Here is a 25,231-nt window from a genome sequence, read left to right as displayed (position 1 = left end):
CGCAAAGAATTTTAAATACGCCGCAGGAGAGATTCGCAATGGCTCAGCAGGGCAGTGGTTATCAGGCTCGCTATAAACGCATTCTACTCAAGCTTAGCGGCGAGGCCCTGATGGGCTCGGAAGAGTTCGGGATCGATCCAAAAGTGCTGGATCGGATGGCACTGGAAGTCGGCCAGCTGGTCGGCATCGGCGTGCAGGTCGGTCTGGTGATCGGCGGTGGCAACCTGTTCCGTGGCGAAGCCTTGAGCAAAGCCGGTATGGATCGGGTGACAGGCGACCACATGGGCATGCTGGCCACTGTGATGAACGCCCTGGCCATGCGTGATGCGCTGGAACGTGCCAATATCTCGGCCATCGTGATGTCGGCCATTTCCATGGTTGGCGTGACCGATCACTATGATCGCCGCAAGGCCATGCGCCACCTGAACTCCAAGGACGTGGTGATTTTCGCGGCCGGTACCGGTAATCCGTTCTTTACCACGGATTCTGCAGCCTGCCTGCGCGCAATCGAGATCGATGCCGACGTCGTGCTCAAAGCGACCAAGGTCGATGGCGTCTACACCGCTGACCCGTTCAAAGACCCGCATGCCGAGAAGTTCGATCATCTGACTTATGATGAAGTGCTGGATCGCAAGCTGGGTGTAATGGATCTGACCGCTATTTGCCTGTGCCGCGACCACAAGATGCCGCTGCGCGTATTCAACATGAACAAGCCTGGTGCCCTGCTGAACATCGTCCATGGCGGCGCTGAAGGCACCCTGATCGAGGAAGGTCAACAATGATCAACGAAATCAAAAAAGACGCTCAAGAGCGCATGCAAAAATCCCTGGACTCTCTGGCCCATGCATTCGGCCAGATTCGTACCGGCAAGGCTCACCCAAGCATTCTGGGTAGCGTGATGGTGCCGTACTACGGCGCTGACACCTCCATCACCCAAGTGGCCAACATCACTGTAAAAGACTCGCGCACTCTGCAAGTCGTGGCCTTCGAGCGCAACATGCTCGCAGCGGTCGACAAGGCAATCCAGAGCGCTGGCCTGAACCTCAACCCGACCAACCTGGGCGAGTTGTTGCTGATTTCCATGCCTGCCCTGACTGAAGAAACCCGCAAGGGCTTCACCAAGCAGGCGCGCAGTGCTGCTGAAGACGCTCGTGTTGCCGTGCGCAACATCCGTCGTGACGCCTTGGGCGAGCTGAAGAAACTGGTCAAGGACAAAGAAATCAGCGAAGACGAAGAGCGTCGTGCCGCTGCCGATATTCAGAAGCTCACCGACAAGGCCGAGGCTGATATCGACACGGCTACCAAGCAAAAAGAAGCGGATCTGATGGCCGTATAAGGTTCGAGCTTTTAATGGACAAGACCAAGCAGACTGCGCCGTCCGCGGTGCCGCGCCATGTCGCGATCATCATGGATGGCAACAATCGCTGGGCGAAAAAACGCTTTATGCCGGGTGTCGCCGGGCATAAAGCGGGCGTGGATGCTGTGCGTGCCGTAATCGAGGTGTGCGCCGAGGCCAAGGTCGAAGTGCTCACCTTGTTCGCGTTTTCCAGTGAGAACTGGCAGCGCCCGGCCGATGAAGTCAGTGCCTTGATGGACCTGTTCTTCAAGGCCTTGCGTCGTGAGGCCAAGCGCCTCAACGACAACAACATCAGCCTGCGCATCATTGGCGATCGTTCGCGCTTTCATCCGGAGCTTCAGGCGGCAATGCGTGAAGCCGAGGCGATGACGGCGGGCGCCAACCGATTCATCCTGCAGATCGCTGCCAATTACGGCGGTCAGTGGGATATCGCACAAGCTGCGCAGCGTCTGGCGCGTGAAGTTCAGGCCGGGCACCTGCGTCCGGAAGACATCACCCCGGATCTGCTGCAAACCTGTCTGGCGACCGGCGATCTACCGTTGCCAGACCTGTGCATTCGTACCGGTGGCGAGCATCGCATCAGCAACTTCCTGCTGTGGCAACTGGCTTACGCCGAGTTGTACTTCTCCGACCTGTTCTGGCCGGACTTCAAACACGATGCCATGCGCAATGCGCTGGCCGATTTCGCTTCGCGCCAGCGTCGCTTCGGTAAAACGAGCGAACAGGTCGAAGCTGGAGCCCGGGTTTAATGCTTAAACAACGAATCATCACTGCACTGATCCTGCTGCCGATTGCCTTGTGCGGGTTTTTCCTGCTGGAAGGCTCCGGTTTTGCCTTGTTTATCGGTCTGGTCGTGACTTTGGGTGCGTGGGAATGGGCGCGTCTGGCAGGCTTCACCGGACAAACGTTCCGCGTGGGTTTTGCCGCCGTGGTCGCGTTCATGCTGTTTATCATGTACATCCTGCCCGGGCTTGCCCCATGGGTGCTGGGTGCTTCCGTGCTGTGGTGGGCGGTGGCAACCTGGCTGGTGCTGACCTATCCGCGGTCCAGCGTGCATTGGTCCAGTGCGGCAACCAAACTGGTCATCGGCCTGCTGATTCTGCTGCCGGCCTGGCAAGGTCTGGTGCAGATCAAACAGTATCCGCTGGGTAACTGGCTGATCATGGCCGTGATGGTGCTGGTCTGGGGGGCCGATATCGGTGCCTACTTCTCTGGTCGCAAATTCGGCAAGCGCAAGCTGGCCCCGCAAGTCAGCCCAGGCAAAAGCTGGGAAGGCGTCTATGGTGGTCTTGCGCTGAGTTTGGTGATTACTGCCATTGTCGCGTTTGTTCGCGACTGGACGGTCGCCGAGTTGCTTAAAGGCTTGATTGGCGCTGCGCTGATCGTCTTCATCTCCGTGGTTGGCGACCTGACCGAAAGCATGTTCAAGCGTCAGTCCGGCATCAAGGACAGCAGTAACCTGCTGCCTGGTCATGGCGGTGTGCTTGATCGTATCGACAGCCTGACAGCGGCCATCCCGGTGTTTGCCGTGCTGCTGTGGATGGCTGCACCGTGAGTCGCCCTCAACAGGTCACCGTTCTGGGGGCGACCGGCTCGATCGGTCTGAGTACGCTGGATGTCATTGGCCGCCATCCTGAGCGTTATCAGGTGTTCGCGCTGAGTGGTTTCACGCGCCTGAGCGAGCTTTTCGCCTTGTGCGTGCGTCACGTGCCGCAATTTGCCGTGGTGCCGGAAGCTGCCGCTGCGCGCGGTTTGCAGGATGATTTGCGTGCGGCCGGTTTACCCACCCGCGTGCTGGTGGGGGAGGAGGGCCTGTGCCAGGTCGCTGCTGCTCCTGAGGTCGATGCCGTGATGGCGGCAATCGTCGGTGCAGCAGGGCTGCGTCCGACCCTGGCGGCCGTCGAGGCCGGCAAGAAGATTCTCCTGGCCAATAAAGAGGCGCTGGTGATGTCCGGCGCCCTGTTCATGCAGGCAGTGCGCAAGAGCGGTTCGGTGCTGCTGCCGATCGACAGCGAACACAACGCGATTTTCCAGTGCATGCCACAGGATTTTGCCCGTGGATTGAGCTCGGTCGGTGTCCGTCGGATTTTACTCACAGCCTCTGGTGGTCCGTTCCGACAGACACCGATGAGTGAGTTGGCGCATGTTTCACCTGAGCAGGCGTGTGCTCACCCGAACTGGTCCATGGGGCGCAAGATTTCGGTCGATTCGGCCAGCATGATGAATAAAGGTCTCGAACTGATCGAGGCTTGTTGGTTGTTTGATGCCAAGCCCTCACAGGTCGAGGTGGTGATCCACCCGCAGAGCGTGATTCACTCGCTGGTCGATTATGTCGATGGCTCGGTGCTGGCGCAGTTGGGCAATCCCGACATGCGCACGCCGATTGCCAATGCCCTGGCCTGGCCGGAGCGCATTGATTCCGGCGTGGCACCGCTGGATCTGTTTGCTGTGGCGCGCCTGGACTTCGAGGCGCCGGATGAAGAACGCTTCCCTTGCCTGCGTCTGGCCCGGCAAGCTGCCGAAGCTGGCGACAGTGCTCCGGCGATGCTCAACGCAGCGAACGAAGTAGCGGTGGCAGCGTTTCTCGACGGACGGGTTCGTTACCTGGAAATCGCGAGTATCATCGAGGAGGTATTGAGCCTCGAACCGGTCGTAGCATTGGCAGACCTCGATGCCGTATTTACGGCAGACGCCAAGGCGAGAGTTCTGGCCGAGCAGTGGCTGAAGCGCCACGATCGATAGAATTTGCTACACAATGGCTACACGCGGCACTGAACAGGATTGCGGAGAAAATAGATGAGCGCGCTCTATATGATTGCCGGCACCCTGATCGCTTTGGGTGTGCTGGTCACCTTTCACGAATTCGGCCACTTCTGGGTCGCGCGTCGCTGTGGCGTCAAGGTTCTACGTTTTTCCGTAGGCTTTGGCATGCCGTTGTTGCGCTGGCACGACAAGCAAGGCACCGAGTTTGTGGTTGCCGCGATTCCGCTGGGCGGCTACGTCAAAATGCTCGACGAACGTGAGGGCGAAGTCCCGGTCGATCAGCTTGATCAGTCGTTCAACCGCAAATCCGTGCGTCAGCGTATCGCCATTGTTGCGGCCGGCCCCATTGCCAATTTTCTCTTGGCGCTGGTGTTCTTCTGGGTGTTGGCGATGCTCGGCAGCGAACAGGTGCGTCCGGTCATCGGTGCGGTTGAATCCGGCAGTATCGCCGCCAGTGCCGGTTTGAGCGCAGGTGAAGAGATCGTGGCGATCGATGGAGAGCCGACTACCGGTTGGGCGGCCGTCAATCTGCAGTTGGTCCGGCGCCTGGGCGAAAGCGGTTCTCTGCAGTTGCTGGTGCGTGAGCAGGGTTCGACAGCGGATTCGCCGCGTGAGCTGAAGCTGGATAACTGGCTTAAAGGTGCTGATGAGCCAGACCCGATCCGCTCTTTGGGTATTCGTCCGTGGCGCCCGGCTTTGCCACCGGTGCTTGCCGAGCTTGATCCGAAAGGCCCGGCTCAGGCTGCCGGTCTGAAGACGGGTGATCGCCTGCTGGCCCTTGACGGCCAGACGCTGAATGACTGGCAGCAAGTGGTCGATACCGTTCGTACGCGTCCTGATACCAAAATCATGCTGCGCATCGAGCGCGACAGTGCTCAAATCGACGTCCCTGTCACTCTGGCGGCGCGCGGTGAAAGCAAATCGCCAAGCGGATATCTGGGTGCAGGTGTAAAAGCTGTCGACTGGCCGCCGGAGATGATTCGCGAGGTCAGTTACGGGCCTCTTGCTGCCATTGGCGAGGGTGCCCGTCGCACTTGGACCATGAGCATTCTGACGCTCGATTCGCTAAAGAAAATGCTGTTCGGCGAGCTCTCGGTAAAAAACTTGAGTGGACCGATAACCATTGCTAAAGTGGCGGGCGCTTCTGCCCAGTCGGGCGTCGCTGATTTCCTGAATTTCCTTGCTTATCTGAGTATTAGCCTGGGGGTTCTGAATTTGCTGCCCATTCCTGTACTGGATGGGGGGCATTTGTTGTTTTATCTGATCGAGTGGGCGCGTGGTCGTCCCTTGTCGGATCGGGTGCAAGGTTGGGGGATACAGATCGGTATCAGTTTGGTGGTCGGGGTGATGTTGCTTGCTCTGGTCAACGATCTGGGTCGACTGTAACGCTTCGCTGAATTGCGAATCTGCCGCATTTTGCGGCAGTTTGTTTATTGCCAGTTGGAATAAGAAAGGACTTCATGAAACGTCTGCTGCTAACTGCGGTTCTCACCGTATTGATGATCGCCGAAGTTCACGCCGAGTCCTTCACTATCTCTGATATTCGCGTCAATGGCCTCCAGCGGGTCTCCGCGGGTAGCGTCTTTGGTGCCTTGCCGTTGAACGTCGGTGAGCAGGCGGATGATCGTCGCCTGGTGGAATCCACTCGTGCGTTGTTCAAAACCGGTTTCTTTCAAGATATCCAGCTGGGCCGCGAAGGCAACGTTCTGGTCATCACGGTCGTTGAACGCCCGTCGGTCGCCAGTATCGAGATCGAAGGCAACAAGGCGATCTCCACTGAAGACTTGATGAAAGGTCTCAAACAGTCTGGTCTGGCTGAAGGCGAGATCTTCCAGCGCGCCACCCTTGAGGGTGTGCGTAACGAACTGCAACGTCAGTACGTCGCGCAAGGCCGTTACTCGGCTACCGTTGATACCGAAGTGGTGTCGCAGCCGCGTAACCGCGTTGGTCTGAAAGTGAAGATCAACGAAGGCACCGTTGCGGCCATTCAGCACATCAACGTGGTGGGTAACACGGTTTTCCCTGAGGAAGACCTGACCGATCTGTTCGAGCTGAAAACCACCAACTGGCTGTCGTTCTTCAAGAACGATGACAAGTACGCCCGTGAAAAGCTTTCCGGTGACCTGGAGCGTCTGCGCTCCTACTACCTGGACCGTGGCTATATCAACATGGATATCGCTTCGACCCAGGTATCCATCACCCCGGACAAGAAGCACGTCTACATCACTGTCAACGTCAACGAAGGCGAGAAGTACACCGTTCGTGACGTCAAGCTCAGCGGTGATCTGAAAGTCCCTGAGGACCAAGTCAAATCCCTGCTGCTGGTGCAGAAGGGGCAGGTGTTCTCGCGCAAGCTGATGACCACCACGTCCGAACTGATCACCCGTCGACTGGGTAACGAGGGTTACACCTTCGCCAACGTCAACGGCGTACCTCAGCCGCACGATGATGATCACACTGTAGATATTCTGTTCGCCGTTGATCCGGGCAAGCGAGCCTATGTCAATCGCATCAACTTCCGTGGCAACACCAAGTCCGAGGACGAAGTGCTGCGTCGTGAAATGCGTCAGATGGAAGGCGGTTGGGCTTCGACTTACCTGATCGACCAATCCAAAACCCGTCTTGAGCGTCTGGGCTTCTTTAAAGAGGTCAACGTTGAAACCCCGGCCGTGCCAGGTGTCGACGACCAGGTTGACGTGAATTACGCCGTGGAAGAGCAGGCTTCCGGTTCGATTACCGCCAGTGTCGGTTTCGCCCAGAGTGCCGGTCTGATCCTCGGTGGTTCGATCACCCAGAACAACTTCCTCGGTACCGGTAACCGCGTCAGCGTCGGCCTGACCCGCAGTGAATACCAGAGCCGCTACAACTTCGGCTACGTTGACCCGTACTGGACCGCCGATGGTGTGAGCCTGGGTTACAACGCGTTCTATCGCACCACCGACTACAAAGACCTCGACGTCGACGTAGCAAGCTATGCGGTCGACAGCCTGGGTGCCGGCGTGAACGTTGGCTACCCGATCAGTGAGACTTCGCGTCTGACCTTTGGCCTGTCGGTTCAACAGGACGAGATCAAGACCGGTACCTACACCGTTGACGAGATTTTCGACTTCGTTAACAAGGAAGGCGACAAGTACCTGAACTTCAAGGCTTCGGCCGGTTGGTCCGAATCGACCCTGAACAAAGGCGTACTGCCGACCCGTGGTCGTTCCCAGAGTTTGACCCTGGAAACCACCGTGCCGGGCAGCGACCTGTCGTTCTACAAACTGGATTACCGCGGTCAGCTGTTCCAGCCGATCAGCGAGAACTACACCCTGCGTCTGCACACCGAGCTGGGTTATGGCGATGGATACGGCGGAACCGATGGCTTGCCATTCTATGAAAACTACTATGCTGGTGGTTTCAACTCGGTTCGTGGCTTCAAGGACAGCACCCTCGGCCCGCGCAGTACGCCGAGCCGTGGCACCAACCCGGGCACATTGGCTGACCCGGACCAGGATCCACTGCCGTTCGGTGGTAACGTCCTGATCCAGGGTGGTGTCGAGGTTCTGTTCCCGCTGCCGTTCGTGAAAGATCAACGTTCGCTGCGCACCTCTGTTTTCTGGGATGTGGGTAACGTATTTGACTCGCAGTGCAAGGACACTACCAATGCAAACGGCTCGACGTCGAACACCAAGTGCAACGACATCAGCCTGAGCAACATGGCCAGTTCCGTGGGTGTGGGTGTGACCTGGGTCACCGCACTGGGTCCTCTGAGCTTCGCGTTGGCCATGCCGATCAAGAAGCCGGATGAGGCTGAAACTCAAGTGTTCCAATTCTCCCTCGGCCAGACGTTCTAAGCGTCTGACCCAAGATAACGACAATGGATTTTGTAGGAGTGCATCGTGCGTAAGTTGACTCAATTGGTTCTCCTGGCCTCCTTGATGGTGGCAGGCCCGGCATTTGCCGACATGAAAATTGCCGTTCTGAACTATCAGATGGCCTTGCTGGAATCCGACGCTGCGAAGAAGTACGCCGTGGATGCCGAGAAGAAGTTCGGTCCGCAACTGACCAAGCTGAAAACGCTGGAAAGCAGCGCCAAGGGTATTCAGGATCGTCTGATGGCCGGTGGCGACAAAATGCAGCAGGGTGAGCGTGAGCGTCTGGAGCTGGAATTCAAGCAAAAGGCCCGTGACTTCCAGTTCCAGTCCAAGGAGCTGAACGAAGCCAAAGCCGTTGCTGACCGCGAAATGCTCAAGCAACTGAAGCCGAAGCTGGATAGCGCAGTGGAAGAAGTCATCAAGAAAGGTGGTTTTGATCTGGTGTTCGAGCGTGGTGCAGTGATCGATGTCAAACCTCAGTACGACATCACGCGCCAGGTTATCGAGCGCATGAATCAGCTGAAGTAACCCATGACCGTGAATATCAAGCTCGGCCAATTGGCCGAGTTCCTCGGCGCCACCCTGCGTGGCGACCCTGAGACGAAAATTACTGGGCTAGCCACTTTGCAAGAGGCTGGCCCAGCTCAGTTGAGCTTTCTGGCAAACCCTCAATATCGCAAATACCTCGCCGGCTCGCAGGCGGCAGCACTGCTGCTCAAAGAAGCCGATGCCGAAGGTTTTGCCGGTAATGCGTTGGTGGTGCCGGATCCTTACCTGGCTTACGCGCGAATCTCGCATCTGTTCGATCCCAAGCCAAAAGCCACTGCGGGTATCCATCCGTCGGCGGTCATTGCGCCTGAGGCAGTGGTTGATCCAGCCGCCAGCATCGGCCCATTCGTGGTGATCGAGGCCGGTGCGCGGATCGCGGCAAACGTGACACTGGGCGCGCATTGCTTCATCGGCGCGCGCAGTGAAATTGGCGAAGGCGGCTGGCTCGCGCCACGCGTGACGCTGTATCACGACGTGCGCATCGGCAAGCGTGTGGTTATCCAGTCTGGTGCCGTGCTCGGCGGCGAAGGTTTCGGTTTCGCCAATGAAAAAGGCATCTGGCAGAAAATCGCCCAGATCGGTGGTGTGACCATCGGCGACGATGTCGAGATTGGCGTGAACACCGCCATCGACCGCGGCGCGTTGGCCGATACCGTGATCGGCAATGGCGTTAAGCTCGATAACCAGATCCAGATCGCCCACAACGTTCAGGTCGGCGATCACACCGCCATGGCGGCGTGTGTCGGCATTTCCGGCAGCACCAAAATCGGCAAGCACTGCATGCTCGCCGGCGGTGTTGGCCTGGTCGGCCACATTGAAATTTGCGACAACGTTTTCCTCACCGGGATGACCATGGTGACCCACTCGATTACCGAGCCGGGTGCCTATTCTTCCGGTACAGCCATGCAACCGGCGGCCGAATGGCGCAAAAGCGCGGCCCGCATCCGTCAGCTCGATGACATCGCGCGACGTTTGAAACAGCTGGAAAAGCGCGTAGGGGAAGTGACCCCTGACGGCAATGCTTCATCAGATGGCTGATACCATTTCCATATCAAGTGTGCACAGCCTCTAGACTGCCTCCTTGATTTGCTAGAGGAGTGCGCGTCAGTCGCGCTCCCAATCTTTACATAGGCTTCCCCCCGAAATGATGGACATCAACGAGATTCGCGAATACCTGCCTCACCGTTACCCGTTCCTGCTGGTGGACCGGGTGGTGGAACTGGACACTGAAGGCAAGCGCATTCGCGCCTACAAGAATGTCAGCATCAATGAACCGTTCTTCAATGGTCACTTCCCTGCGCATCCAATCATGCCGGGCGTGCTGATCATCGAAGCGATGGCTCAGGCTGCCGGGATCCTCGGTTTCAAAATGCTTGACGTGAAGCCTGCCGACGGCACGCTTTACTACTTCGTCGGTTCCGACAAGCTGCGCTTCCGTCAGCCGGTGTTGCCGGGCGATCAGCTTATCCTCGAAGCTAAGTTCATCAGTTGCAAGCGCCAGATCTGGAAGTTCGAATGCCAGGCTTCGGTTGATGGCAAGCCGGTCTGCTCGGCTGAAATCATCTGCGCGGAACGCAAGCTATGAGTTTGATTGACCCTCGCGCAATCATCGATCCATCGGCCGTTCTGGCTGATGGCGTCGAGGTCGGCCCGTGGTCGATCATCGGCGCAGGTGTGGAAATCGGCGAGGGTACCGTGATCGGGCCGCATGTAATCCTCAAAGGCCCGACCCGCATCGGCAAACACAATCGCATCTACCAGTTTTCCTCGGTAGGCGAAGACACGCCCGATCTGAAGTACAAGGGTGAAGAAACCCGTCTGGTGATCGGTGACCACAACGTCATCCGCGAAGGCGTGACGATTCACCGTGGCACCGTGCAGGACCGTTCGGAAACCACGCTGGGCGATCACAACCTGATCATGGCCTATGCCCACATCGGCCACGACAGCGTTATCGGCAACCACTGCATTCTGGTCAACAACACGGCTTTGGCCGGCCATGTGCATGTGGATGACTGGGCGATCCTCTCCGGGTTCACCCTTGTTCACCAGTATTGCCACATTGGCGCCCACAGCTTTTCCGGCATGGGCACCGCCATCGGCAAGGACGTTCCGGCGTTCGTCACCGTGTTCGGCAACCCGGCCGAAGCGCGCAGCATGAACTTCGAAGGCATGCGCCGTCGCGGTTTCAGCGAGGACGCGATCCACACCCTGCGTCGCGCTTACAAAACCGTCTATCGTCAGGGCCTCACGGTCGAACAGGCGCTGGCCGAGCTGGCCGAACCTGCAGCGCAGTTCCCGGAAGTCGCGATATTCCGCGACTCCATCCAGTCGTCGACTCGCGGCATCACTCGCTGATCATGGCCAATCTGCGTATCGCGCTGGTAGCGGGTGAAGCTTCCGGTGACATTCTCGGCGCCGGTCTTATGCGCGCCCTCAAGGCGCAGCATCCGGCGGTCGAGTTCATCGGCGTCGGTGGCCCGTTGATGCAGGCCGAAGGCCTGACCTCCTATTTTCCCATGGAGCGCTTGTCGGTCATGGGCCTGGTGGAAGTGCTCGGGCGCCTGCGCGAATTGCTTAAGCGCCGCAAGGACCTGATCGCCACGCTGATCGCCGAGAAACCGGATGTGTTCATCGGTATCGACGCGCCGGACTTCAATCTCAATATCGAACTCAAGCTGCGTCAGGCCGGGATCAAAACCGTGCATTACGTCAGCCCTTCGGTGTGGGCATGGCGACAGAAGCGCGTGCTGAAGATCCGCGAAGGTTGCGATCTGATGCTGACACTGCTGCCGTTCGAAGCAAAATTCTACGAAGAGAAAGGCGTGCCGGTGCGGTTCGTTGGCCACACACTGGCCGACACCATCCCGCTGGAGGCCGACCGCTCTGCGGCGCGTGCCGAGTTGGGCTTGCCCGACGGCCCGCTGGTGGCGTTGATGCCCGGCAGCCGTGGCGGCGAAGTCTCCCGTCTCGGTGCGCTGTTCCTCGATACTGCTGAACGCCTGCGCGCGATGCGCCCGGGTTTGCGCTTTGTCATCCCGTGCGCCAATCCGGAGCGCCGCGCGCAGCTTGAAGAGTTGCTTGCGGGGCGTGATCTGCCGGTAACCCTGCTCGACGGCAAATCCCATCTGGCACTGGCTGCGTGCAACGCCGTGCTGATCGCCTCCGGCACCGCGACCCTCGAAGCGCTGTTGTACAAGCGGCCGATGGTGGTGGCGTACCGCTTGGCACCGCTGACGTTCTGGATTCTCAAACGCATGGTCAAGAGCCCGTACGTGTCCTTGCCGAATCTGCTGGCCCAGCGTCTGCTGGTTCCAGAATTGTTGCAGGATGATGCGACGGTCGAAGCATTGGCGCAGACCCTGTCGCCGCTGATCGAAGGCGGCGAAGAACAGACCCGCGGGTTCGACGAGATCCACCGCACACTGCGGCTGGATGCTTCTAATCAGGCGGCGGACGCCGTCCTCAACCTGATCGGTCAGACACGATGAGCAAGGCAAGCATGCAGATGGGCCTGGATTTCACCCTGGTCGCCGAAGTCGAAGAACTGGTCGCCGGCGTCGATGAAGTCGGTCGTGGTCCGTTGTGCGGTGCAGTGGTCACGGCAGCGGTGATCCTCGATCCGAATCGGCCGATTCTCGGCCTCAACGATTCGAAGAAGCTCACCGAAGCCAAGCGCGAAAAGCTCTACGACGAAATCATCGAGAAATCCCTGAGCTGGTGCATTGCCCGCGCCGAAGTCGAAGAAATCGACGAGCTGAATATTTTGCACGCGACCATGCTGGCCATGCAGCGCGCAGTCGCCGGCCTGCACATTCAGCCGAAGCTGGCGATGATCGACGGCAATCGCTGTCCGCAATTGCCGATGCGCGCCGAAGCGGTGGTGCAGGGCGACGGCAAGGTGCCGGCCATTGCTGCGGCGTCGATTCTGGCCAAAGTCAGTCGCGACCGTGAAATGGCTGCATTCGAATTGATCTACCCGGGTTACGGCATCGGCGGCCATAAAGGCTACCCGACGCCCGTTCATCTGGAAGCCTTGGTGCGCCTTGGCCCGACGCCGATTCACCGGCGCTCGTTCGCCCCGGTGCGTCAGGCTTATGAAGCGCTGGAAGGTCTGACGCAGGTTTAGTCGCAAGGCTGATGTTTTGTTCGAGGCCCGGTACAATCCGGGCCTTGTTGTCTCTATGTAACTGGACAGGATCACTATGCCGGCTTCATTCGTTCATCTACGCCTGCACACTGAATACTCCCTGGTCGACGGGCTGGTGCGGATCAAGCCGCTGGTCAAGGCGCTGACCGCCATGAACATGCCGGCGGTCGCGGTCACCGACCAGAACAACATGTGTTCTCTGGTCAAATTCTATAAAAACACCATGGGCGCCGGCATCAAGCCGATTTGCGGCGCCGACCTGTGGCTGTCGAACAAAGACCCGGATGCACCGCTGAGTCGCATCAGCCTGTTGGTGATGAACGCCAAGGGCTATCGCAACCTCACCGAGTTGATCTCGCGCGGCTTCATCGAAGGCCAGCGCAACGGCATGATCATTGTCGAGCGTGAGTGGGTTGCCGAAGCCAACGAAGGCCTGATCATGCTGTCCGCCGCCAAAGAAGGCGAGATCGGCATGGCCATGATCGGCGGCAATCCGGCCGAAGCCGAAGCCCTGACGCGCGAATGGATGGCGGTGTTCCCGGATCGTTTCTATCTGGAAATCCAGCGCACCAATCGTCCTAACGATGAAGAGCAACTGCACGGTGCCGTAGCGCTTGCCGACAAACTGGGCGCGCCGCTGGTGGCAACCAACGACGTGCGCTTCATCAAGCAGGAAGACTTCGCCGCCCACGAAACCCGCGTGTGCATCGGTGAGGGCCGTGCCCTCGACGATCCGCGCCGTTCGAAGAATTACAGCGATCAGCAATACCTGAAAAGCGCCGAGGAAATGATCGAGCTGTTCAGCGATATTCCCGACGCGATTGAAAACACCGTCGAGATCGCCAAGCGCTGCAACATCGAAGTGAAGCTGGGCACGCACTTTTTGCCCAACTTCCCGATCCCCGATGGCATGACCATCGATGAGTATTTCCGCAAAGTGTCCTTCGACGGTCTCGAAGAACGCCTGGCGGTACTGCTGCCCAAAGACACCACCGAAGACTACGAAGCCAAGCGCCAGGTCTATGTCGATCGCTTGAATTTCGAGCTGGATATCATCATCCAGATGGGCTTCCCCGGTTACTTCCTGATCGTTATGGACTTTATCCAGTGGGCCAAGAATAACGGCGTACCGGTAGGTCCTGGCCGGGGGTCGGGTGCCGGTTCGCTGGTGGCCTACGTGCAGAAGATCACCGACCTCGATCCGCTGGAATACGACCTGCTGTTCGAACGTTTCCTTAACCCGGAACGGGTCTCCATGCCCGACTTCGACGTCGACTTCTGCATGGACGGTCGTGACCGCGTGATTGATTACGTGGCCGAAAAATACGGCCGCAACGCGGTAAGCCAGATCATCACCTTCGGTTCCATGGCCGCCAAGGCTGTGGTGCGTGACGTGGCGCGGGTACAGGGCAAGTCTTACGGTCTGGCCGATCGTCTGTCGAAGATGATTCCGTTCGAAGTCGGCATGACCCTGGAAAAAGCCTACGAACAGGAAGAGATCCTGCGTGACTTCATCAAGGTCGATGAAGAGGCGGCGGAAATCTGGGAGATGGCGCGCAAGCTCGAAGGCGTTGTGCGTAACGTCGGTAAACACGCCGGTGGTGTGGTTATCGCGCCGACCAAGCTGACTGACTTCTCGCCGATCTATTGCGACGAGGCCGGTGACGGTCTGGTAACCCAGTTCGACAAGGACGATGTTGAAGCGGCCGGTCTGGTGAAGTTCGACTTCCTCGGTCTGCGGACCCTGACAATCATCGACTGGGCGCTGAAAACGATTAACCGCGACCGCGCCAAGGTCAACGAGCCGCCGCTGGATATCGCGTTTATCCCGCTGGACGACAAACCGACGTACTCGTTGTTGCAGAAAGCTGAGACCACTGCGGTATTCCAGCTTGAATCGCGCGGCATGAAAGAGCTGATCAAAAAGCTCAAGCCCGACTGCCTGGAAGACCTGATCGCACTGGTGGCCCTGTTCCGTCCAGGCCCGCTGCAGTCCGGCATGGTGGACGACTTTATCAACCGTAAGCACGGTCGCGCCGAACTGGCGTACCCGCACTCGGATTACCAGTACGAAGGGTTGAAGCCGGTTCTGGCGCCGACTTACGGCATCATCCTGTATCAGGAACAGGTGATGCAGATTGCCCAGGTTATGGCCGGTTACACCCTCGGTGGTGCGGACATGCTCCGTCGGGCGATGGGTAAGAAAAAGCCTGAGGAAATGGCCAAGCAGCGCGGCGGTTTCATTGAAGGTTGCGCGACCAACAATATTGACGCCGACCTCGCCGGTAACATTTTCGACCTGGTTGAAAAATTCGCCGGTTACGGCTTCAACAAATCCCACTCCGCCGCCTACGGCCTGGTCTCGTACCAGACTGCGTGGCTGAAAGCTCACTACCCGGCGCCGTTCATGGCCGCGGTACTGTCGGCGGATATGCACAACACCGACAAGGTCGTGACCTTGATCGAAGAAATTCGCACCATGAAGCTGCGTCTCGACGCGCCGGATGTGAATACTTCGGAGTTCAAGTTCACGGTGAACGACGATGGCCGCATCGTCTATGGCCTCGGCGCGATCAAAGGCGTCGGCGAAGGCCCGGTTGAGGCGATCACCGAAGCGCGTCAGGCCGGTCCGTTCAAGGATCTGTTCGACTTCTGCGCCCGTGTCGACCTCAAGCGCATCAACAAACGTACGCTGGACGGCCTGATCCGCAGCGGTGCGCTGGATCGTCTGGGCCCGTACTTCCACGACGAGCAAAAGGCTTACCAGGCCAATATCGACCGTAACCGTGCCGTGCTGCTGGCGGCGATGGAAGAGGCGATCAAGGCGGCCGAACAAACCGCGCGCACCCACGACAGCGGCCATGCCGACCTGTTCGGCGGGCTGTTTGTCGAGGAAGACGCCGATGTTTATGCGTCCCATCGCAAGGCCAAGGAGCTGACCCTCAAGGAACGTCTCAAAGGTGAGAAAGACACCTTGGGACTGTACCTGACCGGTCACCCGATCGACGAATACGAAGGTGAAATTCGCCGTTTCGCCCGCCAGCGCATCATCGACCTGAAACCGGCGCGCGACACGCAGACCGTGGCCGGGATGATCATTGCCCTGCGCGTGATGAAGAACAAGAAGGGCGACAAGATGGGCTTCATCACCCTCGACGACCGCTCAGGGCGGATCGAGGCTTCCTTGTTTGCGGATGCGTTCCACTCTGCGCAATCGTTGTTGCAGACCGACGCGATGGTGGTGGTCGAAGGCGAAGTCAGCAACGATGACTTCTCCGGTGGTCTGCGCCTGCGGGTCAAGCGCGTGATGAGCATGGAAGATGCGCGCACCAACCTCGCCGAGAGCCTGCGCCTGAAGCTGCAAACCCAGGACCTGAAAGGCGATCAGCTACGCTGGTTGGGTGATTTGCTCAAGCGTCATCGCGGCGCGTGCCCGATCACCATGGAGTACACCAGCCCGGATGCGAAGACCTTGCTGCAGTTCGGCGAGACCTGGCGAATTGATCCGGCGGATGCGTTGATTCAAGCCCTGCGTGACCAGTTCGGGCGAGACAACGTCTTCCTCCAATACCGTTGACCGGCAAGTGCCATCATTGCGCTTGCCCGCAACCTGAATTTTTAATCTCGACCTCAGCGCGCCTCTCCCTTAAGGTAGGGCGCGAATAGACAACCGGCCGGCCCAAGCTCATTTGGGACACGACCCAAGACGGACGCCTATGAACCCGAATTTTCTAGATTTCGAACAGCCGATCGCCGACCTGCAAGCCAAGATCGAAGAGTTGCGCTTGGTCGGTAATGACAATTCGCTGAATATCGGCGATGAGATCTCCCGCCTGCAGGACAAAAGCAAAACGCTGACCGAAGACATCTTCGGCAAGCTGACCAGCTGGCAGATCGCACGCCTGGCGCGTCACCCGAAACGCCCGTACACCCTCGACTACATCGAGCACATCTTCACCGAGTTCGACGAACTGCACGGCGACCGTCACTTCTCTGACGACGCGGCCATCGTTGGCGGCATCGCCCGTCTGGAAGACCAGCCGGTGATGGTCATCGGTCACCAGAAGGGCCGTGAAGTGCGCGAGAAGGTACGCCGCAACTTCGGTATGCCGCGTCCGGAAGGCTACCGCAAGGCTTGCCGCCTGATGGAAATGGCCGAGCGTTTCAAAATGCCGATCCTGACCTTCATCGACACCCCGGGCGCCTACCCGGGTATCGACGCTGAAGAGCGCAACCAGAGCGAAGCAATTGCCTGGAACCTGCGCGTGATGTCGCGCCTGAAAACGCCGATCATCGCTACCGTTATCGGTGAGGGTGGTTCCGGTGGTGCACTGGCGATCGGCGTCTGCGATCAGCTGAACATGCTGCAATACTCGACCTACGCGGTGATCTCGCCGGAAGGTTGCGCTTCGATTCTGTGGAAAACCGCGGAAAAGGCGCCGGATGCGGCTGAAGCGATGGGCATTACTGCCGAGCGTCTGAAAGGTCTGGGCATTGTCGACAAGGTGATTGGCGAGCCACTGGGCGGCGCTCACCGTGACCCGGCGGCTGCGGCGGCTTCGATCCGTGCCGAACTGAGCTCGCAACTGGCGATGCTGAAGAAGTTCGATAACGAAGCGCTGTTGAAGCGTCGTTATGATCGACTGATGAGCTACGGTCTCTAAGTCGAACGCAGTCCCCCTGTAGGAGTGAGCCTGCTCGCGATCGCGGTGTAACATTCAACCAATGTGTTGGCTGTCACTCCGCGATCGCGAGCAGGCTCACTCCTGCATTTGTTTTGGGGCAAAGAGTTAGATATGGGTCCGTCCATGATTGATTTGCCTTCCCGGCTGTTGCTCAACCTTGAGCCTTGGCGCAATGCCGCTCATTGGCGCATCGCCTTCTCTGGTGGTCTCGATTCCACCGTCCTGCTGCATCTGCTTGCCTCTCTGGCAAAATCTGAATCCCTCCCTGCGCTAAGCGCTGTTCATATCCATCACGGCCTACAGGCTGCGGCTGATGCGTGGCCACAACACTGCCAGTCTGTCTGCGATGCGCTGGGGGTGCAGTTGCTGATTGAACGCGTGACGGTGCAAGCGGGCGCAAGCTTGGAGCGCGTGGCCCGGGATGCGCGGTACGCCGTGTTCGGTTCACTGACGCAAGCCAATGACGTGTTGCTTACTGGCCAGCATCGCGATGATCAGGCGGAAACGCTGCTGTTCCGGTTATTACGTGGCGCCGGTGTGCGCGGATTGTCCGGGATGCCGACGCGGCGGCCAGTGGGGCAGGGCACGCTGGTTCGTCCGTTGCTGGAAATCTCCCGGGCCGAACTGGAAGCGTATGCGCAGGCTCATCAATTGCGCTGGATTGAAGACCCATCGAATGAGGATCGGCAATTCTCGCGCAACTATCTGCGCCATCAGGTCATGCCGCTGCTGACCGGGCGCTGGCCGCAAGCGCAGGCGAGCATGGCCCGCAGCGCTGCGCATCTGCGAGAGGCGCAGGGGCTGCTCGACGAACTGGCGCAGATCGATCTGGCGCCAGCCGCGACTGCTCATGATTTTGCATGGCTGGGTTTGCCGTCGCTGGAACTGGCACCCCTCGCCGCACTGTCCGCGGCCCGCCAACGAAACGCGATCAGCCATTGGCTCGAGCCCTCCACACAACTGCCCGATAGTGACCATTGGTCGGGATGGACGGATCTGTGCGCGGCCGCTCACGATGCTTCACCCGTCTGGCGGCTGGCTGAGGGCGAGCTGCACCGTAGCGCCGGTCGAGTGTGGTGGCTGAGCGGCAACTGGTTGCGCACGCCAGTGATCGGTGCCGACTGGCAAGCGCCGTCGTCAGCGCTACGCTTGGCCGATAATGGCCGTGTCATGTTCAGCGGGCAGGCGCCTTCCGGGCCTTTGCAGATTCGCTATCGTCAGGGCGGCGAAGTCATGCACCTGGCGGATCGCGGTCACCGCGATCTCAAGCGCCTGCTCAATGAGCGCGCGGTGCCGGGCTTCGTCCGTGGCAGATTGCCGCTGCTGTTTCGCGGTGATGAATTGCTCGCGGTGGCGAACCTGCCGGGACTTGATGGACCTGTGCAGGGCGGCTGGAAATTGCATTGGCTGCCAACAGACGAAGATCAAGGTTTGAGCTGAAAGGAGCATTCCGGTAGACTACGCTCCCTTCTTGATACAACTTCTGTGGATTCGCCTGAATTGCAGGAGTTGCCGATTACCAAGCAGTCTTTGCTGGGCGATTCCAAAAAATGTGTAGCGAGCAACGTACCGGTGTTTCACCTGCCGGTCTGTCCCAACGCGGCGGTTTTTTTGAAAGGTGCACTGTGATTAATGCAGGTGATCGGGGGCTTCGGCCTTCCTTCGCTTTCCCCGGCGGCTCGTACCGCTTTAACGCAGACTTCTAGGGTTTTTCATGACGCGCTACATATTCGTCACGGGCGGTGTTGTTTCTTCATTGGGGAAAGGCATTGCATCGGCTTCATTGGCAGCCATCCTGGAGGCGCGGGGACTTAAGGTCACCATGCTGAAGCTGGATCCGTACATCAACGTCGATCCGGGCACGATGAGCCCGTTCCAGCACGGTGAAGTGTTCGTCACCCACGACGGCGCCGAGACCGACCTGGACCTGGGCCACTACGAGCGGTTCATCCGCACGACCATGACCCAGAACAACAACTTCACCACCGGCCGTGTCTACGAACACGTGCTGCGCAAAGAGCGCCGTGGTGACTACCTGGGTGCGACCATCCAGGTGATCCCGCACATCACTGACGAAATCAAGCGCCGCATCATCAAAGGTGCCGGTGACGCTGACGTGGCGATGGTTGAAATCGGTGGCACCGTCGGTGACATCGAGTCGCAACCGTTCCTCGAAGCCATCCGTCAACTGCGTTTCGAAGTCGGCGCCAAGCGCGCGATGCTGATGCACCTGACGCTGGTGCCGTACATCGCCACCGCTGGCGAAACCAAGACCAAACCAACTCAGCACTCGGTAAAAGAGCTGCGTTCGATCGGTCTGCAGCCGGACGTGCTGGTGTGCCGTTCCGATCACCCGATCGACATCTCGTCGCGTCGCAAGATCGCCCAGTTCACCAACGTTGAAGAGCGTGCGGTAATTGCGCTGGAAGACGCCGACACCATCTACAAGATCCCGGGCATCCTGCACTCGCAGGGTCTGGACGATTTCGTCGTTGAGCGTTTCGGTCTGCAATGCGGTAGCGCTGATCTGTCCGAGTGGGAAGCGGTGGTTGATGCCAAGCTGAACCCGGAACACGAAGTGACCATCGCCATGGTCGGCAAGTACATGGAGCTGCTGGACGCCTACAAATCGCTGATCGAAGCGATGAGTCATGCCGGCATCAGCAACCGCACCAAGGTCAACCTGCGCTACATCGACTCCGAAGACATCGAAAACCAGGGCACTGCGCTGCTCGAAGGTGTCGACGCGATCCTCGTACCGGGCGGCTTCGGTCTGCGTGGCGTGGAAGGCAAGATCACTGCCGTTCAGTACGCTCGCGAAAACAAGGTTCCATACCTGGGTATCTGCCTCGGTATGCAAGTGGCGGTCATCGAGTTCGCCCGTAACGTGATGGGCTGGAAAGACGCCAACTCCACCGAGTTCGATCGCGCCAGCGGTCATCCGGTTGTCGGTCTGATCACCGAGTGGGAAGACGCGACCGGTGCCGTTGAAGTGCGTACCGAATCGTCTGATCTGGGCGGCACCATGCGTCTCGGCGCTCAGGACTGCCTGCTCGAAGCCGGCTCCAAGGTGCACGACTGCTACGGCAAGGATGTGATCGTCGAGCGTCACCGTCACCGTTACGAAGTGAACAACAACCTGCTGCCACAACTGATCGAAGCCGGCCTGAAAATCTCCGGTCGCTCCGCTGACGCGGCGCTGGTTGAAGTGGTTGAAGCGGCCGATCACCCTTGGTTCGTCGCTTGCCAGTTCCACCCTGAGTTCACCTCGACACCACGCGATGGCCATCCGCTGTTCAGCGGTTTTGTCAAAGCAGCGTTGGCTCAACACCAGAAGAAGGCTTAATCCCGATGGCACAGAAGATCATCCGCGTCGGCGACATCGAAATTGCCAACGACAAACCCATGGTGCTGTTCGGCGGCATGAACGTGCTGGAAAGCCGTGACATGGCCATGCAGGTTTGCGAAGAGTACGTGAAAGTCACCGAGAAACTCGGTATCCCTTACGTGTTCAAGGCCAGTTTCGACAAGGCCAACCGTTCTTCTGTGACCTCCTATCGCGGTCCTGGCCTGGAAGAGGGCATGCGCATCTTCCAGGACATCAAACAAGCCTTTGGCGTACCGATCATCACCGACGTCCACGAGCCTGAACAGGCCGCGGTCGTCGCTGAGGTCTGCGACATCATCCAGCTACCGGCCTTCCTGTCGCGCCAGACCGATCTGGTCGTCGCGATGGCCAAGACCAATGCTGTGATCAACATCAAGAAAGCCCAGTTCCTCGCGCCTCAGGAAATGAAACACATCCTGAACAAGTGCGTGGAAGCGGGTAACGATCAATTGATCCTCTGCGAGCGTGGTTCGAGCTTCGGCTACAACAACCTCGTGGTCGACATGCTCGGCTTCGGCATCATGAAGCAGTTCGAGTACCCGGTATTCTTCGACGTGACCCACGCGCTGCAAATGCCGGGTGGTCGTGCCGACTCCGCAGGCGGTCGCCGTGCACAGGTTCTGGATCTGGCCAAGGCGGGCATGAGCCAGTCGCTGGCGGGTCTGTTCCTCGAAGCGCATCCGGATCCGGACAACGCCAAATGCGACGGCCCTTGCGCCTTGCGTCTGGACAAACTGGAGCCATTCCTGGCCCAGCTCAAAGCTTTGGACGAACTGGTGAAGAGTTTTCCGACGGTAGAAACCGCGTAAGCCTCAATTCTCCGGTAAAGTACCGCACGATTTGTCGCTCATGCCCTCGGGCATGAGCGTTATCGTCTGCAAGTCTGCCCGCTGCACACCCCTTGCCGACGGTAAAAAGATTTCCTCTAGCTGCGTCGTTTTCGTCAACTTTGGAGTGTTTACAACAATGGCAAAAATCGTCGACATCAAAGGTCGTGAAGTTCTCGACTCCCGTGGCAATCCCACCGTGGAAGCGGACGTGCTTCTCGACAACGGCATCATCGGCAGCGCTTGCGCGCCGTCCGGTGCATCCACTGGCTCGCGTGAAGCGCTCGAGCTGCGTGATGGCGACAAGAGCCGTTACCTGGGCAAGGGCGTGCTCAAAGCGGTAGCCAACATCAACGGTCCGATCCGCGATCTGCTGCTGGGCACCGACCCAAGCGACCAGAAAGCCCTGGATCACGCGATGATCAAGCTCGACGGTACCGAAAACAAGGCAACTCTGGGCGCCAACGCCATCCTCGCTGTGTCTCTGGCTGCGGCCAAGGCTGCTGCGCAGGACCAGGACCTGCCGCTGTACGCACACATCGCCAACCTCAACGGCACCCCGGGTGTTTACTCGATGCCGGTACCGATGATGAACATCATCAACGGTGGCGAGCACGCCGATAACAACGTCGACATCCAGGAATTCATGGTGCAGCCGGTTGGCGCCAAGTCGTTCTCGGAAGGTCTGCGCATGGGCACCGAGATTTTCCATCACTTGAAAGCTGTGCTGAAGGCTCGTGGCCTGAGCACTGCCGTTGGCGACGAAGGCGGTTTCGCACCGAACCTGGCGTCCAACGAAGACGCGCTGAAAGTAATCTCCGAAGCTGTGGCCAATGCCGGTTACAAACTGGGCACCGACGTGACTCTGGCCCTGGACTGCGCGGCCAGCGAATTCTACGAAGACGGCAAGTACAACCTGTCCGGCGAAGGCCAAGTGTTCACCGCTGAAGGTTTCGCTGACTACCTGAAAGGCCTGACTGAACGTTACCCGATCATCTCGATCGAAGACGGTCTGGACGAGTCTGACTGGGCTGGCTGGAAAATCCTCACCGACAAGATCGGCGAGAAGGTTCAATTGGTGGGCGACGACCTGTTCGTGACCAACACCAAGATCCTGAAAGAGGGCATCGATAAAAACATCGCCAACTCGATCCTGATCAAGTTCAACCAGATCGGCACCCTGACCGAAACCCTTGAAGCCATCCAGATGGCCAAGGCAGCCGGCTACACCGCAGTGATCTCGCACCGTTCCGGCGAAACCGAAGATTCGACCATTGCCGACCTGGCTGTGGGTACTTCGGCTGGCCAGATCAAGACCGGTTCGCTGTGCCGTTCCGACCGCGTTTCCAAGTACAACCAACTGCTGCGTATCGAAGAGCAGTTGAATGGCAAGGCCAAGTACAACGGTCGCAGCGAGTTTCGCGGCTAAGTACAAATCGATGGAAGGACACCGGATTGTGTCGAAAAAGTCGTGACAGCGATGGATTTGCCACTAATCTGATGCCTTAACAGCACAAGCCTGGGTCTTCCAGGCTTCGTGCTATCAGATGCTTCAAAGTTTTGGCGTGGCTGTCTTTTTTCACTGGATACCTGATATTCGATGCGCAGTCCTTACTGGTTGTTTCTCGTTTTGCTCTTGCTACTGGCCGGTCTGCAATATCGCCTGTGGGTGGGCAATGGCAGTCTGGCGCAAGTTGCCGAGCTGAATCAGCAGATTGCTGATCAACATGCCGAGAACGAAGGTTTGCTGGAGCGTAATCGCGTGATGGACGCTGAAGTCAGTGAGTTGAAAAAGGGCATGGAGACCGTTGAAGAGCGGGCTCGTCACGAACTGGGCATGGTCAAGGACGGCGAAACCCTTTACCAGTTGGCCCAATGATCAATTCCCTGCCGGCCTTCTGGGCCGTGATTCCTGCCGCGGGCGTCGGTGCCCGAATGGCCGCGGACCGTCCCAAGCAATATCTGCAATTGGGCGGGCGCACAATTCTCGAACACAGCCTCGGCTGTTTCCTCGATCACCCAAGCCTTAAAGGACTGGTGGTCAGTCTTGCGGTTGATGATCCTTACTGGCCGAACCTGGCGTGCGTCAGCGATCCGCGCATTCAGCGGGTTGAAGGCGGGGCCGAGCGTTCTGGTTCGGTGCTCAATGCCTTGCTGCACTTGCATGCGCAGGGTGCCGATGATGAAGATTGGGTGCTGGTGCACGATGCGGCACGACCGAATCTGAGTCGCGAAGATCTCGACAAGTTACTCGATGAACTGGCGGATGATCCGGTCGGCGGTTTGCTCGCCGTCCCTGCGCGCGACACGTTGAAGCGCGTCGACAAGCACGGTCGGGTGCTGGAAACCGTCGATCGCAGCGTGATCTGGCAGGCGTATACGCCGCAGATGTTTCGCCTCGGCGCGTTGCATCGGGCGTTGGCGGACAGTCTGGTGGCGGATGCGCTGATTACTGATGAAGCTTCGGCGATGGAGTGGGCCGGTCTCAAGCCGCGACTGATTGAAGGGCGGGCGGATAACCTCAAGGTGACCCGGCCTGAAGATCTCGAATGGTTGCGTCAGCGTTGGGCTAACCGCCGCTAAAAGATCAAAAGATCGCAGCCTTCGGCAGCTCCTACATGGGTTCGCATGCCTTTGTAGGAGCTGCCGAAGGCTGCGATCTTTTGCTTTTCAACCTCGATATTCCGGCCGCTCAGCCAATCCCTCCTTCAAAAAATCCACCAACTTGCGCACCTTCGGCGACAAATGCCGCTGCTGCGGATACAGCGCCCACACCGCCGTGTTCGGTGGCTGGTGCGCCTCCAGCAAGGAAATCAACGCGCCACTGTGCAGATGCTCCAGCACGTAATAGTCCGGCAACTGACACAGCCCAACCCCCTGCAACGCCGCATCCAGCACTGCTTGCCCACTGTTGCAGCGCCAGTTGCCCTGCACCCGTTGGGAAAACTCCCGGCCGTTTTGCTCAAGCTGCCAGATGTCCGAGCTGCCGATCAGGCAATTATGTCGGCTCAATTCCGACAGGCTGTGTGGGCGGCCGTACCGCTCAACGTAGGACGGTGAAGCGCAGAGAAACATTCGCCGTGGCGCCAGGCGTGTCGCGACCAGCCGCGAGTCCTGCAAGCGACCGAGACGAATCGCCAAGTCCAATCCTTCATGCACCAGGTCGAGTTGGCGATTGCTCAGTTCGATATCGATGCGCAGCTGCGGATAAAGCCCCATGAACCGCGTTACCAGCGGCACGATAAAGCGTTCGCCGTAAGCCACGGCACAGGTCATGCGCAGCATGCCTTTCGGCTCACTGGTCAGGTCGCCCACCGCACGCAGGGCTTCTTCGCGACCATCCTGCAAGCGTTGGCAATGTTGCAGAAAGGTCTGCCCGGCCTCGGTCAGTGTCACGCGCCGGGTACTGCGATAGAGCAGGCGCGTCTGCAAACGCTCTTCGAGTCGGACGATTTGGCGACTGATGTGCGAGGACGAAACCCCAAGACGTTCGGCAGCGGCGGTGAACTGGCTGCATTCGGCGACGGCGACGAACTCGTCGATGCCTTCCCAGCGGTTTTCGGACATGGGGATTATCCCTGTATGGCAATAATGTTTTGCTTTTGTCCGGATTATTCATCGTAAAGCCATGTATTACACTTCTTGTCTGGTTTTT

22 protein-coding genes are annotated in these 25,231 nt (G+C 58.7%); 21 read left to right on the top strand and 1 reads right to left on the bottom strand.

Features of this window, described 5'->3' with window-relative positions:
* Positions 1–38 precede the first annotated feature (38 nt).
* From pyrH to ispD, 21 genes are all read left to right on the top strand, one after another.
* Positions 39–782, top strand: coding sequence for a UMP kinase (gene pyrH / locus ACM6IN_RS19480; protein WP_003222124.1), 744 nt, complete (start codon positions 39–41; stop codon positions 780–782).
* Entirely contained in the window at positions 779–1,336 is a 558-nt protein-coding gene (gene frr, locus ACM6IN_RS19475; protein WP_007908855.1) for a ribosome recycling factor, read from the top strand. The genes pyrH and frr overlap by 4 nt, the downstream gene beginning before the upstream one ends.
* 14 nt (positions 1,337–1,350) lie before the next feature.
* Entirely contained in the window at positions 1,351–2,106 is a 756-nt protein-coding gene (gene uppS, locus ACM6IN_RS19470) for a polyprenyl diphosphate synthase (RefSeq protein WP_007908854.1), read from the top strand.
* Positions 2,106–2,912: a phosphatidate cytidylyltransferase gene (locus tag ACM6IN_RS19465; RefSeq protein WP_095112516.1), complete on the top strand. Its 807-nt coding sequence runs from the start codon at positions 2,106–2,108 to the stop codon at positions 2,910–2,912. Before uppS ends, ACM6IN_RS19465 begins: the two co-directional genes overlap by 1 nt.
* Positions 2,909–4,099 (top strand): 1-deoxy-D-xylulose-5-phosphate reductoisomerase, encoded by a 1,191-nt coding sequence (gene ispC, locus ACM6IN_RS19460; protein WP_007908852.1) that lies wholly within the window; start codon positions 2,909–2,911, stop codon positions 4,097–4,099. Before ACM6IN_RS19465 ends, ispC begins: the two co-directional genes overlap by 4 nt.
* A 54-nt stretch (positions 4,100–4,153) precedes the next feature.
* Entirely contained in the window at positions 4,154–5,506 is a 1,353-nt protein-coding gene (gene rseP, locus ACM6IN_RS19455) for a sigma E protease regulator RseP (protein ID WP_095112514.1), read from the top strand.
* A 74-nt stretch (positions 5,507–5,580) separates the two neighbouring features.
* Complete coding sequence (gene bamA / locus ACM6IN_RS19450; RefSeq protein WP_007908850.1) at positions 5,581–7,956, top strand: outer membrane protein assembly factor BamA; 2,376 nt, start codon at positions 5,581–5,583, stop codon at positions 7,954–7,956.
* A gap of 45 nt (positions 7,957–8,001) precedes the next feature.
* On the top strand, positions 8,002–8,505 hold the full coding sequence (locus ACM6IN_RS19445; RefSeq protein WP_007908849.1) for an OmpH family outer membrane protein: 504 nt from the start codon (positions 8,002–8,004) through the stop codon (positions 8,503–8,505).
* A gap of 3 nt (positions 8,506–8,508) precedes the next feature.
* Positions 8,509–9,564, top strand: coding sequence for a UDP-3-O-(3-hydroxymyristoyl)glucosamine N-acyltransferase (gene lpxD, locus ACM6IN_RS19440; protein WP_414916546.1), 1,056 nt, complete (start codon positions 8,509–8,511; stop codon positions 9,562–9,564).
* A 106-nt stretch (positions 9,565–9,670) separates the two neighbouring features.
* Positions 9,671–10,111, top strand: a complete 441-nt coding sequence (gene fabZ / locus ACM6IN_RS19435) for a 3-hydroxyacyl-ACP dehydratase FabZ (RefSeq protein ID WP_003222142.1) — start codon at positions 9,671–9,673, stop codon at positions 10,109–10,111.
* Positions 10,108–10,884 carry an acyl-ACP--UDP-N-acetylglucosamine O-acyltransferase gene (gene lpxA / locus ACM6IN_RS19430; protein ID WP_007908847.1) on the top strand — a complete coding sequence of 259 codons (777 nt, stop codon included), beginning with the start codon at positions 10,108–10,110 and terminating at the stop codon, positions 10,882–10,884. The genes fabZ and lpxA overlap by 4 nt, the downstream gene beginning before the upstream one ends.
* A 2-nt stretch (positions 10,885–10,886) precedes the next feature.
* Positions 10,887–12,017 carry a lipid-A-disaccharide synthase gene (lpxB, locus tag ACM6IN_RS19425; protein ID WP_123374595.1) on the top strand — a complete coding sequence of 377 codons (1,131 nt, stop codon included), beginning with the start codon at positions 10,887–10,889 and terminating at the stop codon, positions 12,015–12,017.
* Between the two features lie 11 nt (positions 12,018–12,028).
* On the top strand, positions 12,029–12,655 hold the full coding sequence (gene rnhB, locus ACM6IN_RS19420; protein WP_007908845.1) for a ribonuclease HII: 627 nt from the start codon (positions 12,029–12,031) through the stop codon (positions 12,653–12,655).
* A gap of 76 nt (positions 12,656–12,731) precedes the next feature.
* On the top strand, positions 12,732–16,253 hold the full coding sequence (gene dnaE / locus ACM6IN_RS19415; RefSeq protein WP_007908844.1) for a DNA polymerase III subunit alpha: 3,522 nt from the start codon (positions 12,732–12,734) through the stop codon (positions 16,251–16,253).
* Positions 16,254–16,392: 139 nt separating this feature from the next.
* Positions 16,393–17,340, top strand: coding sequence for an acetyl-CoA carboxylase carboxyltransferase subunit alpha (locus ACM6IN_RS19410; protein ID WP_007908843.1), 948 nt, complete (start codon positions 16,393–16,395; stop codon positions 17,338–17,340).
* A 132-nt stretch (positions 17,341–17,472) separates the two neighbouring features.
* The gene (gene tilS / locus ACM6IN_RS19405; RefSeq protein ID WP_414916545.1) at positions 17,473–18,801 is read left to right on the top strand and encodes a tRNA lysidine(34) synthetase TilS; all 1,329 of its coding nucleotides are present in this window, start codon (positions 17,473–17,475) and stop codon (positions 18,799–18,801) included.
* A 274-nt stretch (positions 18,802–19,075) separates the two neighbouring features.
* Positions 19,076–20,707 carry a CTP synthase gene (locus ACM6IN_RS19400; RefSeq protein WP_007908841.1) on the top strand — a complete coding sequence of 544 codons (1,632 nt, stop codon included), beginning with the start codon at positions 19,076–19,078 and terminating at the stop codon, positions 20,705–20,707.
* Positions 20,708–20,712: 5 nt separating this feature from the next.
* On the top strand, positions 20,713–21,558 hold the full coding sequence (gene kdsA / locus ACM6IN_RS19395) for a 3-deoxy-8-phosphooctulonate synthase (protein ID WP_007908840.1): 846 nt from the start codon (positions 20,713–20,715) through the stop codon (positions 21,556–21,558).
* A 157-nt stretch (positions 21,559–21,715) separates the two neighbouring features.
* Positions 21,716–23,005 carry a phosphopyruvate hydratase gene (eno, locus tag ACM6IN_RS19390; protein WP_007908839.1) on the top strand — a complete coding sequence of 430 codons (1,290 nt, stop codon included), beginning with the start codon at positions 21,716–21,718 and terminating at the stop codon, positions 23,003–23,005.
* Between the two features lie 171 nt (positions 23,006–23,176).
* Positions 23,177–23,455: a cell division protein FtsB gene (gene ftsB / locus ACM6IN_RS19385; RefSeq protein ID WP_007908838.1), complete on the top strand. Its 279-nt coding sequence runs from the start codon at positions 23,177–23,179 to the stop codon at positions 23,453–23,455.
* Positions 23,452–24,159 (top strand): 2-C-methyl-D-erythritol 4-phosphate cytidylyltransferase, encoded by a 708-nt coding sequence (ispD, locus tag ACM6IN_RS19380; RefSeq protein ID WP_007908837.1) that lies wholly within the window; start codon positions 23,452–23,454, stop codon positions 24,157–24,159. The genes ftsB and ispD overlap by 4 nt, the downstream gene beginning before the upstream one ends.
* An 87-nt stretch (positions 24,160–24,246) precedes the next feature.
* Here the strand turns inward: ispD and ACM6IN_RS19375 are convergent, their stop codons facing one another.
* Positions 24,247–25,143, bottom strand: a complete 897-nt coding sequence (locus ACM6IN_RS19375) for a LysR substrate-binding domain-containing protein (RefSeq protein WP_007908836.1) — start codon at positions 25,141–25,143, stop codon at positions 24,247–24,249.
* Positions 25,144–25,231: the final 88 nt, after the last annotated feature.

Origin of the sequence: Pseudomonas sp. IT-P395 (genome assembly GCF_949767675.1) — a bacterium.
Lineage (GTDB): Bacteria > Pseudomonadota > Gammaproteobacteria > Pseudomonadales > Pseudomonadaceae > Aquipseudomonas.
The sequence above is the reverse complement of the archived record's forward strand: the minus strand, read 5'-3'. Positions and strand labels throughout refer to the sequence as shown.

Coding starts and splice junctions, on each gene's coding strand:
- pyrH (WP_003222124.1), top strand. CDS start 39: ATGGCTCAGCAGGGCAGTGGTTATCAGGCTCGCTATAAACGCATTCTA.
- frr (WP_007908855.1), top strand. CDS start 779: ATGATCAACGAAATCAAAAAAGACGCTCAAGAGCGCATGCAAAAATCC.
- uppS (WP_007908854.1), top strand. CDS start 1,351: ATGGACAAGACCAAGCAGACTGCGCCGTCCGCGGTGCCGCGCCATGTC.
- ACM6IN_RS19465 (WP_095112516.1), top strand. CDS start 2,106: ATGCTTAAACAACGAATCATCACTGCACTGATCCTGCTGCCGATTGCC.
- rseP (WP_095112514.1), top strand. CDS start 4,154: ATGAGCGCGCTCTATATGATTGCCGGCACCCTGATCGCTTTGGGTGTG.
- bamA (WP_007908850.1), top strand. CDS start 5,581: ATGAAACGTCTGCTGCTAACTGCGGTTCTCACCGTATTGATGATCGCC.
- lpxD (WP_414916546.1), top strand. CDS start 8,509: ATGACCGTGAATATCAAGCTCGGCCAATTGGCCGAGTTCCTCGGCGCC.
- fabZ (WP_003222142.1), top strand. CDS start 9,671: ATGATGGACATCAACGAGATTCGCGAATACCTGCCTCACCGTTACCCG.
- lpxA (WP_007908847.1), top strand. CDS start 10,108: ATGAGTTTGATTGACCCTCGCGCAATCATCGATCCATCGGCCGTTCTG.
- lpxB (WP_123374595.1), top strand. CDS start 10,887: ATGGCCAATCTGCGTATCGCGCTGGTAGCGGGTGAAGCTTCCGGTGAC.
- rnhB (WP_007908845.1), top strand. CDS start 12,029: ATGCAGATGGGCCTGGATTTCACCCTGGTCGCCGAAGTCGAAGAACTG.
- dnaE (WP_007908844.1), top strand. CDS start 12,732: ATGCCGGCTTCATTCGTTCATCTACGCCTGCACACTGAATACTCCCTG.
- ACM6IN_RS19410 (WP_007908843.1), top strand. CDS start 16,393: ATGAACCCGAATTTTCTAGATTTCGAACAGCCGATCGCCGACCTGCAA.
- tilS (WP_414916545.1), top strand. CDS start 17,473: ATGGGTCCGTCCATGATTGATTTGCCTTCCCGGCTGTTGCTCAACCTT.
- ACM6IN_RS19400 (WP_007908841.1), top strand. CDS start 19,076: ATGACGCGCTACATATTCGTCACGGGCGGTGTTGTTTCTTCATTGGGG.
- kdsA (WP_007908840.1), top strand. CDS start 20,713: ATGGCACAGAAGATCATCCGCGTCGGCGACATCGAAATTGCCAACGAC.
- eno (WP_007908839.1), top strand. CDS start 21,716: ATGGCAAAAATCGTCGACATCAAAGGTCGTGAAGTTCTCGACTCCCGT.
- ftsB (WP_007908838.1), top strand. CDS start 23,177: ATGCGCAGTCCTTACTGGTTGTTTCTCGTTTTGCTCTTGCTACTGGCC.
- ispD (WP_007908837.1), top strand. CDS start 23,452: ATGATCAATTCCCTGCCGGCCTTCTGGGCCGTGATTCCTGCCGCGGGC.
- ACM6IN_RS19375 (WP_007908836.1), bottom strand. CDS start 25,143: ATGTCCGAAAACCGCTGGGAAGGCATCGACGAGTTCGTCGCCGTCGCC.